A 14301-nucleotide genomic window follows, 5' to 3' on the forward strand; every position below is an offset into this window, starting at 1 on the left:
ATGTTACACCAGTGTTACTTTAGTGGGGGATTTTATTTCGTACCTGTCCCAGAGTCTTACCAAAAACTCCGATAATTTATCTAAAAAGTCCGCTTTATAACAAAATCAGACCCAAGTATTTAGCAAAAAATACTGTTTTCTATTTAATTGATGTAAGAAACAGCAAACAGTCGGTTCTGATGCCCGATCCCCTTATCAAATGATAGGGAAAGTCATAAAACTGTGGTTGAAAATAGTGAGATAAGCAACTATCGGCTAGAGGCAGTCAGCAACGTCTGTGCTGACAGTTGAGCGAATCCGGCTATCAGCTCCACTGACGGCGGTACTTAGCGGGTGACACCCCGAAATGGCGGGAAAAGGCCTGGGTGAAATTACTTTGGCTTGAAAATCCACACGCCTGAGCAATCTGGGCCAGACTCAGGCGCGACTCTTCCATCAGATGACGGCACAGCTCCAATCGCTTTTGCAGCACATACTGGTGCGGCGTGACACCGGTCTGCTCTTTAAAAACAACGTGAAACTGGCTTTCACCAAGGAAAACCAGCCCTGCCAGCTGGGCGACAGTGATCTTGCGCGAAAGATGCTGATGGATGTAATGATCAAGAACATCCATGTTCAGGCGCGGCAGATAGCGCTCAGACGCCAGCGGCTTGAAATGTCGCTGCAAAACACACATCAGGGTATCAGTACAGGCTTTACTCAACAGCCAGTCGTCCGGGTTACCGAGCATTTCTGCTGAAAGAGCGCGGATCAGCGTCTGCGCCTGGTTATCAAGATGAAAGTAGGAGGATTGCTCGAACAGCCTCTGCATGCGCTCGACGCCATAGTCGGGTACAGCGTCACTGACAGACACATTCAGCACCAGAATCTCATTGTTGCCCACACCGGAAAAACCATGTTCAGATTCTGCCGTCACCAGACACCCCTGCCCCGGACAGACCAGACTGCCATAACCTTCAACTTCAAACTCAGTTTGCCCGGACAGAGCAATCACTACCTGATTATATCCATGGTTGTGATGATCCATCTGTTCAGGCAACTTCATGATTTCCGCCGGTTTGAACCCTGACGGATGGGTACTATCCTTCATCTGTTCTTCCTGCGTGAATAATTGAGGTATGCCATCTGGCGCGATATAAAGGCGAATCATAATAGATAAGCCCCGACAATGAAAAGAGGCTGGCTAATTTCTGTTGATCTCGCACCAGGCCACCTTGATCATCTTTCCAGCGCAACAGCCCGATTTCGATCAAAAACACCTCGGAAGCGTGATCAAGACTCAACTTTTTACGGTCAATGTCATTTGGATTTTATCCCGCTGAATTTTCAGCCACCACAACACCTTGCCTCCGCGCTGAAAGGGAAACGGGCAAGACGTTTGTTTTCTCGTGCAGAGAAAACAAAAATACCATTAAAAATCAATACAATATAAAAACAACTCTTGATTTTTTATCCGATCTGATTGCTTAGCCTCCTTCCGAGATGAGCAATGGAACAGCTTTTCAATCAAACCCGCTTGATCATACTTTCAGGGTTTGCGGCAGATGGTGTGCTCTGGTTTGTCAGATTATCAAGGATCCTGCTTGATCATCTTTCCAGTCAAAATGACAATGGCCGTTATTTATCCTTACTTGATCATCTTTCCAGTGTAATCGCCCTGCTTATATCGGCTTGTAACAGATATTTTCCCATCCTTTACTTTGCGAGCAGCGAAAGGGAACAGAACGAAAAAATGTTACAGATAAACCGGTTAGTGGCTGTTGCCTGAACCGCTTTGTGATAAAACGTATGGCTGTTTACCCGAGTGGAAAGAACACGTAATGGACGAATTTCTCACGCAGCTTTCATTTTCATTTACCGTTACAGGCCCTATTTTTATCATGCTGGCGTTGGGAATAGCCTTAAAACGCTGGGGAATCATCAATGATGCCTTTACTCAGGCCGGTTCCAAGCTGGTGTTTACCGTTACCCTGCCCACATTATTGTTCCTCAATCTGGTCAATGCTGATGTACACCAGTTGGGCAGCGGGGAGCTCTTTATCTTTGCCGCGTTAGCTAACATTGCGATATTCCTCTTATTTGAAGTGATTGCCGGAAAGATGATCAAGGAGCCATCTGAACGAGGGGTTGTTGTTCAGGGCGCTTTTCGAGCCAATACGGGTATCATAGGCCTGGCTTATGTGGCAAATGCGTACGGCGAACCCGGCATAGTGGTCGGTGCCCTCTATGTTGCCGTGATCACTGTGCTTTATAACATCATGGCCGTGATCACGCTCAGCCGTTCCAGCGCTGCCAATGCTTCCCTTGATCATCGTTTCGTCGTGAAGTCGATCATCACCAATCCCTTGATCATCAGTATCTGCAGCGCTCTGCCTTTTACTTTTCTCGATCTCCGGCTGCCGGATGTTGTGATGCAGTCGGGCCGGTACTTTGCCGACATGACATTACCTCTGGCGCTTCTGTGTACCGGTGCCAGCCTGGATCTGCGACAGCTGAAACAGGAATCAGGCAATGCCAACCTCTCAACCAGTGCCCGTTTGATCATCGCTCCGTTACTGATCACCTTCGCTGGCTACTGCTACGGTTTCCGAGGCACAGAGCTGGGCATTATCTTTCTGATGAGTGCTGCCCCGACAGCCGCTGCAAGCTACGTCATGGCACGGGCAATGGGGGCCAACGCCAGTCTGGCGGCCAATATCATTGCGATGACAACACTTGGCTCTATGTTCACCTGCAGCCTTGGCCTGGCTTTGCTAAAAACAGTCGGAATTATCTGATTTATGATCCAAAAATAGAATTGATAATCACTCTCATTTGATATTAAATAAGAACTATTCCTATTCAGTGTCGTTTGAGTGTGACCATGACATCTCAGGTTAAATCCGCGCCTTTCCAAAAACTGGGTTATCGCTGGCGGCTCGCCAATAAACGCCTTGTGCTTCCCGTCTTGCTGATAGCCATGCTGGCAGCACCTGCGACTCGTGAGCTGACAGTGAGTGTGCTTGCTGATGCGTTCTGGCAGGTCGCCGCCTACGTCGCCATCACTCTCGCACTGTATCATTCTCTGTCAGAAAGGCTGAGCCATCAGTCCGCTTTAACCCTACGGCTAAAAAGCAGCCGGCGATATCAGGTTGTCTTTGCATCTGTTATGGGTGCCTTACCCGGTTGCGGAGGCGCAATTATAGTGATCACGCAATTTGTGCGAGGTCAGTTAAGCTTTGGCTCTGTTGTCGCTGTGCTGACAGCCACTATGGGGGATGCCGCCTTTCTTTTACTTGCGGCGAAACCGGCCACCGGACTGTTCATTATTATGATCGGTTTAGTGGTTGGCATACTCAGTGGATGGCTGGTCGATACGCTTCATGGCGGTGCCTTTTTGCAACCCCAAAACGCTGAAGCGACGGCATCTTGTTGTCGCACAACCTCATCCCGTTACCAGGCACCAGCGGTTCGATGGCAGGGAACCTTCTGGCAGTGGCTGCTGATTCCCAGTGCAGTGATCGCTGTAATGGGCTCGTTTCAGCTCAACACAGATGCACTGTTACATTTACCCGAGGGTAGCATCACTGTATTGGGGGCGTTTTTTGCGCTGATCGCCATGTTGCTCTGGTCACTTAGCCGCGACATCCAGGGTTATCAGGATGCCGTTTCCGAAGATCCGAAATCTGATAAAGCCAGCCTGTTTCAGCGTGTGGCTCAGGACACGAATTTTGTCACTACCTGGGTAATTGGTGCTTTCCTTTGCTTTGAAGTCACCATCAAGCTGACAGGCTGGGATATAGCAGCGTCTCTCAGCCATTGGAGCGCTGCACTACCGTTAGCCGGTGTATTAATTGGTCTTATTCCTGGCTGCGGGCCGCAAATTCTCATCACTAGCTTTTATCTTCACGGCGCGATCCCTATGTCGGCACAGTTGGGCAATGCGCTGAGCAATGATGGCGATGCGCTCTTTCCCGCCATTGCACTCGCTCCCAAGGCTGCGTTAATTGCTACTGTGTATTCCAGCCTGCCTGCCTTATTTGTTGCTTACAGTTATTATTATTTTTTTGAGTAGTATCACTTTTTACATTTACACTTACTGTCTGATTGCATATTTATGGGCTACCGACGTATTTATTCGAGATAAAACACAAAAAAAATCGACCTCTGGTCGATTTTTTATTATCTTATGCATCCAATTCTTATCGTTTAATAGCATCTGGTGTCATATTGCAAACGGTAATTAATCTCAGTTCACAACCATCACTTATTGTCAATAGGTGATTTCCCCCCTTAACGAAAAGAGACCTCTTCACTATAGTTGCAACTGTAGGCGGTTGAGGAAACCCTTTCTAAAATCGTCTGCAGTATCCTAACCGGATACATCCCAATGAGGTTCTTTGATATATACCCTCTTATCAAAGATGCAAACTTGATTGGATACCTCTTCTACACGTCGTACAGGATTGAACTCTTCGGAGTTAAACTCTTGTCTTTGCCGGCCAGTTTGGCCGGCATTTTTTTCTATTTTATTCCATACTTGTCTAATTTTTCAGTCAGCTAATATTGTAACATTCTGCGCTTCCATTAAACTCAGACCTAATCCACCCACCAAAATAATAAACTCTGGCGTAAAGCGTGAAAGATTCACTCGATCCCACTTTGTTACATATGTTTAATCAGCTTCCTGGATGTTGGGGTTGTAAAGATATACATTCTGTATTTGTTTATGCCAATCATGAATATGGAAAAATTATAGGTGTAGGGCACCATTTAGACTGTGCAGGACGCACAGATTTCGACATGCCAAGCCCCACCATTGAGTGTGCTGAAAGCTTCAGAGATCAGGACAATCAAGTCATGCTCAGCGGAAAACGCATGCGAGTACTGGATATTCACCCGTACTCTGATGGTAACTGGCGGGCGCACTTGTTCACGAAAATGCCATGGCATAATGAAGAAAATGAAGTCGTCGGCACCATCTTTTCCGGCATTGAACTGAAAGATACCGCAATTCTTGAAGTCGGTCATTGGATTTGCAGGGCTGCAGGCCTGAATGATCAACACCAAAAATCATTCAGCCTGGACCTTCATCGCCAAAAGGTGCAGCTTAATACGCGAGAATCTGAAGTCTTGTTCTTACTGCTTTACGGTAAAAAACCTCAGTACATTGCTAAGGTGCTCAATGTTTCAGTGAAAACAGTTGAAAACTACGTGATTAAGCTTCGCGAAAAGTTTAATGCTAATTCAAAAAATGAACTGATCGATTTAGCTTTAGATCTCGGCTTTGGCTCGCACATTCCTGAAAGCATGCTTACCAGTCAGCTATCCATCATTCTGAAAGAATAACCGTTACAGAAAGGCCACGAGCGGTGGCCTTTCTGTGTCTGTTTACGGCGCTAAACGGTCAATATGCCAATGATCAGCTTCACGCTCGTACAAGAAACGGTCATGCAGGCGATGCTCGCCACCTTGCCAGAATTCCATTGATGTCACTCTCACACGGTAGCCGCCCCAAAAAGTAGGAAAGGGTACTTCGCCTGCGGAAAACTTCTTTTTCATTTCCATGAATTTTCCTTCCAGTGCCTGACGAGCGGTTAACCTGGCGCTTTGCTTACTGGCCCAGGCTGCAATCTGGCTCTCTTTAGGTCTGGATGAGAAATATTTCATCACTTCCAGCGTGGTCAGTTTCTCTGCTATCCCGGTAATATGAACTTGTCGCTCCAGCGGGTGCCAGGGAAAGTGTAGGCTGATTTTATTATTATGCTCGATCTGAGATGCCTTTCGGCTGCTTAAGTTGGTATAAAAAACAAAACCTTGCTGATCAAAATGTTTCAGCAATACAATGCGCTGAAAAGGTTGACCCGTTGCGTCGACTGTTGCCACCGTCATTGCGGTAGGATCGGTCAGGCCCGCTTCGATAGCCTGCTGCAGCCAGTGATTGAAAAGCTCAATCGGTTGTTCCGGCAGATCGTGGCGGCGCAACCCACCCCGAGTGTACTCGCGACGAATATCAGACAGCTCCATTGTATTCTCCGTTTACTTACTGCCAGAGCTCACCAACACTATGGTTCAGTGAACTCAGGCTAGGACTGGTTAATGCAGCAAATTGTCCGCCTTAGTGTGTGGAAAAACAAGCACCTCCTGCAAAGTAAGCTGTTTTTATTGATGGTAAAAGGCGAGACAAGGATCAGGATCAATTTGATAACCATAAGCTTTAGTGCCTGACTGCGAAAGATGCTAATTTTGCACATTCCACTTTGACTTAAACAGAGCGCCGATTTTGCCAAAATCACGTACCTTGAGCCTGATTGCCGGACTGGGCATACTACTTTCTGTGCTTATCGGTTTCCTGACCCAGCAGCACTTTACGCGTACGATATCAGAACAAATTAGGTCTGATATCCGGTTACTCGGCGAGAAACTCGACCAGCGCCTTACCCGCTACCAGCAGTTACCCCAGTTGCTGGCCCATGATCCCAGGCTATTAGATTCGCTGCATGCACAATCAAGTCCTCAGCGCGAGCGCGATGCAAAAATGCTGCAAACCAATCTTCTGCTGGCTTACTGGGCAAAGACATTAAGTGCCGACACCATTTACTTGCTGAACGCCAAGGGCGATACCCTGGCGGCCAGCAACTGGGGACAAGCCGACAGTTTTGTTGGTAATAACTACGCTTACCGGCCCTACTTCAGTGATGCAATTAAAGGGTCACTCAGTCAGTTTTTTGCGCTTGGCGTTAGCTCAGGCAAACGGGGATATTTCTTCTCCGCCCCCGTTTTTAACACTCAGAAGCAGATAGAGGGGGTGATTGTTATCAAAATAGACCTCAATCTGGTCGATGAAATCTGGCAATACAAAGAACTGGAGTACGTGATCAGCGATCCTCAAGGCGTCGTTTTTTACAGCTCAATTGACACTTGGCTATACCACAGCCTGGTGCCCTTATCAGCTACACAGCAGCAGCAAGTAAGAGAAAGCCGCCAATACGGTAATGCTTCATTGCGTCCTCTGACCCAGTTTCCAAGCCTGACAGTACTGAATACAAACCAGCAGGCTGAAATATACCTGCCGCAACGGCAACGCAGCCAATCCTTTTTGCTGGCTCACCATGATATGTCAACGGCAGGCTGGGTAATCTATGGCTTTACACCCAGCATGCATATCTATACCAATGTATTTGAAAGCATTCTTCTGTTTATCGCCTTTTACGTGCTGCTGATTCTTGTCATGATTTACTGGTGGCAGACAGTCAGTGCCAAGCAAGCGCTATCGGAACTGAACGACACGCTGGAGCATCAGGTTGCAGACAGAACCCAACATTTACATCTGGCTAACCAAGAGTTGTGGCACACTATTGAGCAATACGAACTGACTCAGGCACAACTGAAAGAAACACAAACCGAATTGATCCAGGCCGCCAAGCTGGCCATGCTGGGCGAGCTCTCAGCCAGCATCAATCATGAAATTAACCAGCCACTGTCAGCAATGCGTACCTACTGTGAAAATGGCCTGAAATTGTTAAAGAAAGAACGCTATCAGGAGGTAGCCAGTAACCTTGAACAGGTCATTGATTTAAACGAACGTATTTCCACCATTATTGCTCGCTTCAAGATATTTGCCCGTAAAGGGCAATCACTCAACAGCAGTACCGATGCCGCCCAATCGATTCGCAATGCTATTCAACTGATGCATGCACCGCTGACCAGACACCAAGTCGCTCTGCAACTCAATCTCACTGAAGATGTTTTTGTCCGCATCGATGCGGTGCAGTTTGAGCAAGTAATAGTGAACCTGCTGCAAAATGCCATTCAGGCACAGGAGCTTGTCGCCGATAAGAAAATCGGTATTACTCTGCATGCCGGCCGCCAGCGCGCTGTCATTACCCTTTGGGATAATGGCCCAGGCATGGATGACACGCAAAAACAGCGGATCTTTACGCCTTTTTTCAGCACCAAACACGATGGGTTAGGGCTGGGGCTGACTATATGTCGCCGTATCCTTGATATGTTTTCCGGCAGTTTAACCGTACATAACCACACAGGCGGTGGAGCCGAGTTTCAAATCAGCCTGCCACTGAGCAAAGAGGAACCAGCATGAAACCTCCAGTCATCTTTATCGATGATGAAAAAACTATCCGGGATTCACTCGGACAAACTCTCGAATTGGAAGATTATCAGGTTCAGTTGTTCTCCAGTGCCCGCCAGGCGCTAAGCGTTTTCGACAATCAGTTTCCCGGCGTCATCATCACAGATATTAATATGCCAGGCATGGACGGTATGACGTTTTTGCAACAAGCATTGGCGATTGACGCAGAGCTGCCGGTGATTATGCTGACAGGGCACGGCGATATTTCTACCGCCGTTGATGCCATGCGGATCGGCGCTTACGATTTTCTGGAAAAACCATTCTCGACCGAGCATCTGCTTGATGTGGTAAAGCGAGCTTGTGACAAGCGGGAACTGGTACTTGAGAACAGAGAACTGAAAAGAGAGCTGGCATCGCAAAGTAGTCCAGGCCCTCGTATTTTGGGTAACAGCTTAGCCATTAAACAACTTCGGCGAAGCTTATATCAGCTGCAGGCGGATGAATCGACTATATTGCTGGAAGGCGAAGAAGGGACAGGCAAACGCATGGTGGCACAGTTTATTCATGACCACAGCCCCAGGCAGCATCTGCCTTTGATATCGCTTAAGTGTCAGGACCTGACTGAACAGCAATTTGAAGAGTTGTGCTTCGGGCACGCCAGCTATGCCGGAAAATGGTCAGATGCGACAGGCAGTACACTGTATCTTGAGAATATCGACCGGCTGGCTGCTGTATCGCAACAGCGATTACTTTATCAGCTTACACAACAAGACCAGCTCGCCGTAGATTCAAACCACAACAAGATACGCGTGATAGTCAGCAGCAGTCGCTCTCTTGATGCGCTAACCTCGCAAGGACAGTTTTCCCGTGAGCTTTTCCAGCACCTGAAGCAATGTGCTCTGTCATTACCCCCATTGCGTGAACGCCAGGAAGACATTGAATTATTATTTCAAAACTTTATTCGTACTGCGGCTTCCCGCTATAACATCGAAGCCCCCGTACTCAATGCCGAACAAAAAAGTAAGCTACTTGCTTACGACTGGCCAGGAAACGTGCGCGAATTAAGATCTGTGTCAGAAAGGTTGGTACTGCTTGGTAGCCATTTTGACCAACACCAAACACTCGATCTTGATGCCCCTCTTCCCTCATTGAGTGAACGTGTACACCAATTTGAATTTACCTTAATTAGTGACGCACTGCGCCGGCACAATGGCCGTTTAAAAGAAGTACAGTCGGAATTAGCGCTGGCAAGAAAAACCTTGTATGACAAAATGAAAAAACATGGCTTAGATAAGCAGGATTTCAAAGAGTAGCAGCAAAGCGACCTGAACCTGGGCCCGAACATCCTGATTTACAGTGTAAATACAAACCTCCGATGTCAGCAGTCAGTACGCTATTTACACTGTAAATCTCTCGTATCATACCTGGCTGCGAGTAGTGCTCAGTGGCTGACAAACAATCTTCTGTTTCTCTAAATGTATCCGGCAAGCTGTCATTTCTCGCTCAGCGACAAACTCTTTGTCAGCGATACGAACAGATACCCCTGGATATATCAAGCTACTCACTTCAACCTGAGCAGCAGAAAACTGCTGAAGGTAGCTTTGCTGCAAAGATTGGTACTGGCTTTTCATCTCAGCTAACGTCGCCATAAACTGCCCTTTACTGTCTGTCACTTTATTTGCTAATTCCTGAGAGCGTTTCTCTTTCGGAATTTTCGAGAGCTTCATCTGCAACAGCACAATTTGATGTAGTCGCTCTTCCTGATTTTTTATCTCAGCTTTCAAGGCGTCCATATCAGCCTTGAGATCATCAAACTGACTTAACAGTTTGATCTGGGTGTCAATGCCGGCCTCTGCCCCTAACACCCTGGCACTGACACCTCCCTCGGCGACAATCACCCCTCCGGTCACAGTACCGTGACGTTGCGCAGGATCGATAACCCTGACGACGCCTTGGGCTTTGACCATGCAATGTGCCAGATGCAGATGCAGCTCAGTGTCTGTGCCAGATTCAATCTGCGTGTACTGAGCGAACTTGGCCGAGACTTTCCCCAGCGCTTGCAAGTGACAGTATGCCGGTTTGCCATCCTGTAGCCGGCCTATCACACCGTTAGCGATCGTAATATTTCCACCGGCAGTCAACTCAGCAAGTTCCACCACACCTGTCACTGTAATATTACCGCCGGCTTTCACCTTCATACCTGAGCTGACATCACCAAGCACCAGTACCGCGCCGTTAAAATCGATATGGCCTGTAGTGACATCCACACTATCGACAGTTAAGAGGTCATCCACCGCCATGCCTGTCAGGCCGTGCCGCGGTGTTCCCTCTTTATCGGCAATCAATACATTGTGGTCGGAATCAGAAATCCGGGTTCCTAAACCAACATCGAAAGCAATGACTTTACCCGCAATCGCCTCAACCACGTTGCCATGGATATCATAACCAGGTTCACCAGCAGTGGGCGGGATGCGTCGCATCAGAGGCTGGCCGATTTCAACCGTAATCAGTTTACCCAGATCACGCATATCGACTTTTCCGTGATCACTGTCCTGAGGGGCAAGAATACGCTGAGAGGCATCCGCTACTAAAGGTTCAAAGCGGGTATCTGTACCAGCAACGGCTGGTCGGCCAGCCGCTATTTTCAGTGTGAAGGTTTCACCCGGATCGAGCTCCCAGGATTTCTGCAGGAGATATTGCAGGCGTTTTTTGCTGACACCACGCAGAATACGCTGCTGCTTCAGTGTGACTATCAGCCCTTGCGCTGTTAAACGATCGCCACCGTATGCACCAGTCAGAGTGACGTAAGCAAACATGCAGTCGTCTGAAATAGAGATTTCAAGCTCTACATCTTTTCGCTCTGCAATAATAAATGCCGACTGCCCAGCGTCTGATTTCGAATTGTTGTAATAGTCGATTGCATCTTGAATCGCCTCTTCGAGACGACTATAGGCATAGTAATCTGACTGCTCCAGTAACGATTCAATATCGGTACGCTGTAGCGACTGACAACTATTTTCCATTTGTTTGGATACAACCAGACGCAGTTGTGAGCCATCTGGCTCCAACATAAGCACTGAATCCGTCATGGAAGGCTCCTTCTTCCTGGCCTGTAGCCCGTTTGAGTGTAAATCTTACAGAAATTTCAACCGAGTAGACATAGAAGGGAGTCACACTTCGCACAACAAGCAACAGCAGGGCTTGTGGTTGGGGAGCAAGAGCGGAAAACAGGAAACCAGATAAAAAGCCAATAAGAGAATAAACCGCCACTCCTTATTCAACGTACCCACTCGGCGTACCCCAGCCAGAGTTATTGATGAATTGGAAAGAGAGATAAAGAATAAAGCGAACAAGGATAACCTTGCTCGCCCGCAAAAAGCGTCTCAAACAAAAATTAATCTATCCCTAACCAATTCAAATCATCATCTGTTAGCCAGTCATTTGGATGAAACTGATAAATACAGGGCAATTGAAGATCGTTATCATCAGATGATTCCGACGTCAGGTAGCCGTCAAGCATTCTCAGCCCCTGAACTTGCAACTGATAAGACGCAGATAAGTCTAACGGCACCATAGCTGAAAAATAGATGCAATTCTTACTTAACTTATTCAACCGCACTTTTAACCCCAGATTGCCACTTTCAGAAACCGCCTGCTCTGTCGTGCTATTGGCTTTTTTCAATAATCGCGCAGCAAATCCGCCAGCCACTAGGCTGAATGTCATGTTGGGTTTGGCAATGCGTACGCCGGGTTCCAACAAGGATCTCATTGCCTTGCTTTCTACCTTAACTAAACTCATATCCTACCCCTTAACGGCATTCTAATAATTATCCTGTACTTGCCATCAGCAGTACGTTTTTCATGCTCAGGTTAAATAACTCTAGTCTAATTTTGTGGTTTAAGTGGTAATACCTTGAACTTTTTTCAGTACTGTTTATCAGAATTTGTTAGTAAATACTAACCTTGTAATGCAGGAAATGAAAGGCTGAACCACCCCATCAGGAATAAGGCGCTAGTTAAGTTTAACCAGTATGCAGTAATTTACAGTGTAAATACGAGATGTGACCTATTTACACTGTAAATTGTAATCAATGAGGGAGATATTGCAGCGCATGACCAACAAAATGTCGCAAAAACTGCTCTGCCTGTTTACGGCCTGTAAAGCCAAACTGCTCCTGCAATTCAGCCCACGATTGTCGCTGAATCACTTTAGCCAACATCACATCAATACCGTTTTGAGCGGTAAGCTCTCCAGACTGAAGTCCGTGTTGCAGCCAGAGTGACAACTGGCCAACGAGTAAATCATAGCCAAGCCCTCCCTGAGAAAAGTGCATTAACTGGCGCTGTGCCGTGCTTGGTAACTGCGGTAATTGCGTTTGAGCCAGGCATTGGGAATATAAAGGCAAAAAAACCGCTTTATCAAGCAGCCGAAACTGTTCGCAAGCCTGGGCCAGGAAACTGAGCGAGAAGGAACATGTTGCCGTTTCAAACCAGGACCAGGACGCGTCGGATAATGGCAGCACAGACAACAGGGAATGACAGCCACTGGCACCGTCTTTAACAATCCCCAACCGAATTGGAACATAGCCAGCGCTGTGCCAGAACGGCAATAATTCACTGCTGGCTGCAAAGCTGGTACCCAAAAAGTCCAGCTGTTTATGCACCGCCCAGTCCTGAACCTGTGCCAGTAAGGCCGAACCTATTCCCATCTTGCGCGCACTATCGTGAACAGCAATACGTAAAATACGTCCACAATGCTGGCTGGCAGCCTCAGCCAGACCAAGATACGCAGCAACAGACTGCGCGAGCAAGTGCCCTCTGGGCCGGCGCTGGCCAAGACATATGGCTTGGGCAAGCTCAGCAGAGAAACCACCTTCACACGAAAGCAATACACACCCTACAATCAGCTCATCTTGCAGAGCGACAAAAATAGCTAAGTCTGGACCGTCCAGCAATTGCTTAAGATCGCTCGGTGAGGTCTGATAGTGTGCATTGACCAGCAAGCCGAACAACTGGGATAAGCTGTCCGGACGCTCAGCCAGCCATAGTGGCGATATCTGCTGATACTGAACATCCACGACAGACACAGGTTCAGCAATACAGGCCGGCTCGGCATCCAGCAACAAGGTCTCAAAAAGCCAATGTTCCAGCGGATCGCCCGCAGCCCATCGAATAGGGGATGTCATTGAGCAGGCACGCCATTGCGGGGTCATTGCATCCAGTACAGATGTAAACTTAATCGCGAACCCCCGTCCGGTACCTTCATAACCATGTATCGTCGATGCGAAGACCACCCTGGAATAACTCGACAGCATCTTTTGCAGCAACGGGGCAGGAATAGCCGCCGCTTCATCAACGATAAGCAGATCCGCAGAAGGGCGCTCTGCCAGCAAGGTATCAGGCGCAATAAAACAAAGCTGACTACCATCTCGTTGCAACTGATAAGACGAATCTGCAGCGAGCCCAAAGACGTTTGCCGCATGCTGAAATACAGTTTGGGCATTACGCTGACGAGGTGCTGTCACCAGTATCTTACGAGGCTTCTCCTTCATCAGAATACCCGCTGCGATACCTAAAGCGGATGATTTTCCTCGCCCGCGATCCGCGGTGATAACCAAGGGACGACGTCTGTGGCCTGTGACTACCCGCCGGATGGCTTCAACAGCATTGAGCTGTTCATCACTCTGGCACCCATAAGGCCGCTCAGCGATATCGCTAACTGCCGCAGATGCTTCAGGCAACAGAGGCAAACTGATCTTGCCATCGCGCCCGGGTTTTATCGTCAGTACATGATGGCTGGAAAGCTGAGATAAAAAGCGCTGCATGAAGGGAGACTGCCAATCGCTTGATCTGTCTTTGGAGCCGGGTAACAGCATCACCATAAGACCTCCGCCACGTATGGTGCCGGCCAAAGCGGCCATGGCCTCAATCGCTAAGCCCTGGTGCAAATCTACGGTCAGAAAATCACAGTCCTGACCTAACCAGGCTTGAGCTTTTTTGGCCGATACCGATGGCACGTTTGGCGGCGCCTTATCGCTCAGCCACAGGCCGTCAGAGTAATGCGCCTGAGCAAGCAAAGCCGTGCTGATCCCCCAACTGTGCTCACTCTCAATGCAGAGCAGATAACGATGACGGGATTGTTTTGCACGACTGACTAAGTCAGAAATGAAACGAGACAGTTCAGACATACTGGCCTCTGATGCTGCAGCAATAGATAGAAGAAACAGGTCTGT

General features: G+C 48.0%; 11 protein-coding genes. 6 read left to right on the plus strand and 5 right to left on the minus strand.

All coding sequences use genetic code 11. From position 1 onward, the window contains the following. Window positions 1-304: 304 nt before the first annotated feature. Complete coding sequence (locus KCG43_RS11805; RefSeq protein ID WP_192016130.1) at window positions 305-1090, minus strand: AraC family transcriptional regulator; 786 nt, start codon at window positions 1088-1090, stop codon at window positions 305-307. Between the two features lie 399 nt (window positions 1091-1489). Here KCG43_RS11805 and KCG43_RS11810 point away from each other — a divergent pair, with 399 nt between their 5' ends. The 4 genes from KCG43_RS11810 (at window position 1490) to KCG43_RS11825 (ending at window position 5328) form a co-directional block, all read left to right on the plus strand. Beyond that, window positions 1490-1768 (plus strand): hypothetical protein, encoded by a 279-nt coding sequence (locus tag KCG43_RS11810; RefSeq protein WP_192016131.1) that lies wholly within the window; start codon window positions 1490-1492, stop codon window positions 1766-1768. Window positions 1769-1820: 52 nt separating this feature from the next. Then, window positions 1821-2777 carry an AEC family transporter gene (locus KCG43_RS11815; protein ID WP_218385058.1) on the plus strand — a complete coding sequence of 319 codons (957 nt, stop codon included), beginning with the start codon at window positions 1821-1823 and terminating at the stop codon, window positions 2775-2777. 86 nt (window positions 2778-2863) lie between these two features. Next, a complete protein-coding gene (locus KCG43_RS11820) occupies window positions 2864-4054 on the plus strand; it encodes a putative manganese transporter (RefSeq protein WP_218385060.1) in 1191 nt (396 codons plus the stop codon). Window positions 4055-4617: 563 nt separating this feature from the next. Beyond that, window positions 4618-5328 carry a PAS domain-containing protein gene (locus tag KCG43_RS11825; protein ID WP_237795435.1) on the plus strand — a complete coding sequence of 237 codons (711 nt, stop codon included), beginning with the start codon at window positions 4618-4620 and terminating at the stop codon, window positions 5326-5328. Between the two features lie 42 nt (window positions 5329-5370). Here KCG43_RS11825 and pdxH read toward each other — a convergent pair whose 3' ends face one another. Further along, window positions 5371-6006, minus strand: a complete 636-nt coding sequence (gene pdxH / locus KCG43_RS11830; RefSeq protein WP_218385062.1) for a pyridoxamine 5'-phosphate oxidase — start codon at window positions 6004-6006, stop codon at window positions 5371-5373. Window positions 6007-6262: 256 nt separating this feature from the next. Here pdxH and KCG43_RS11835 point away from each other — a divergent pair, with 256 nt between their 5' ends. Together KCG43_RS11835 and KCG43_RS11840 are read left to right on the plus strand one after the other, a co-directional pair. After that, entirely contained in the window at window positions 6263-8080 is a 1818-nt protein-coding gene (locus tag KCG43_RS11835) for an ATP-binding protein (RefSeq protein ID WP_218385064.1), read from the plus strand. Further along, window positions 8077-9381 carry a sigma-54 dependent transcriptional regulator gene (locus KCG43_RS11840; protein WP_218385065.1) on the plus strand — a complete coding sequence of 435 codons (1305 nt, stop codon included), beginning with the start codon at window positions 8077-8079 and terminating at the stop codon, window positions 9379-9381. The genes KCG43_RS11835 and KCG43_RS11840 overlap by 4 nt, the downstream gene beginning before the upstream one ends. A 105-nt stretch (window positions 9382-9486) precedes the next feature. Here the strand turns inward: KCG43_RS11840 and KCG43_RS11845 are convergent, their stop codons facing one another. The 3 genes from KCG43_RS11845 to KCG43_RS11855 form a co-directional block, all read right to left on the minus strand. Then, window positions 9487-11157, minus strand: a complete 1671-nt coding sequence (locus KCG43_RS11845; RefSeq protein WP_218385066.1) for a DUF342 domain-containing protein — start codon at window positions 11155-11157, stop codon at window positions 9487-9489. Window positions 11158-11462: 305 nt separating this feature from the next. Further along, window positions 11463-11867, minus strand: coding sequence for a hypothetical protein (locus tag KCG43_RS11850; RefSeq protein WP_218385068.1), 405 nt, complete (start codon window positions 11865-11867; stop codon window positions 11463-11465). Window positions 11868-12156: 289 nt separating this feature from the next. Continuing rightward, window positions 12157-14256, minus strand: coding sequence for a tRNA(Met) cytidine acetyltransferase TmcA (locus KCG43_RS11855; protein WP_218385070.1), 2100 nt, complete (start codon window positions 14254-14256; stop codon window positions 12157-12159). Window positions 14257-14301 lie beyond the last annotated feature (45 nt).

Origin of the sequence: Photobacterium sp. WH24 (genome assembly GCF_019204055.1) — a bacterium.
In the GTDB taxonomy this organism is placed as follows: Bacteria; Pseudomonadota; Gammaproteobacteria; order Enterobacterales; family Vibrionaceae; genus Photobacterium; species Photobacterium arenosum.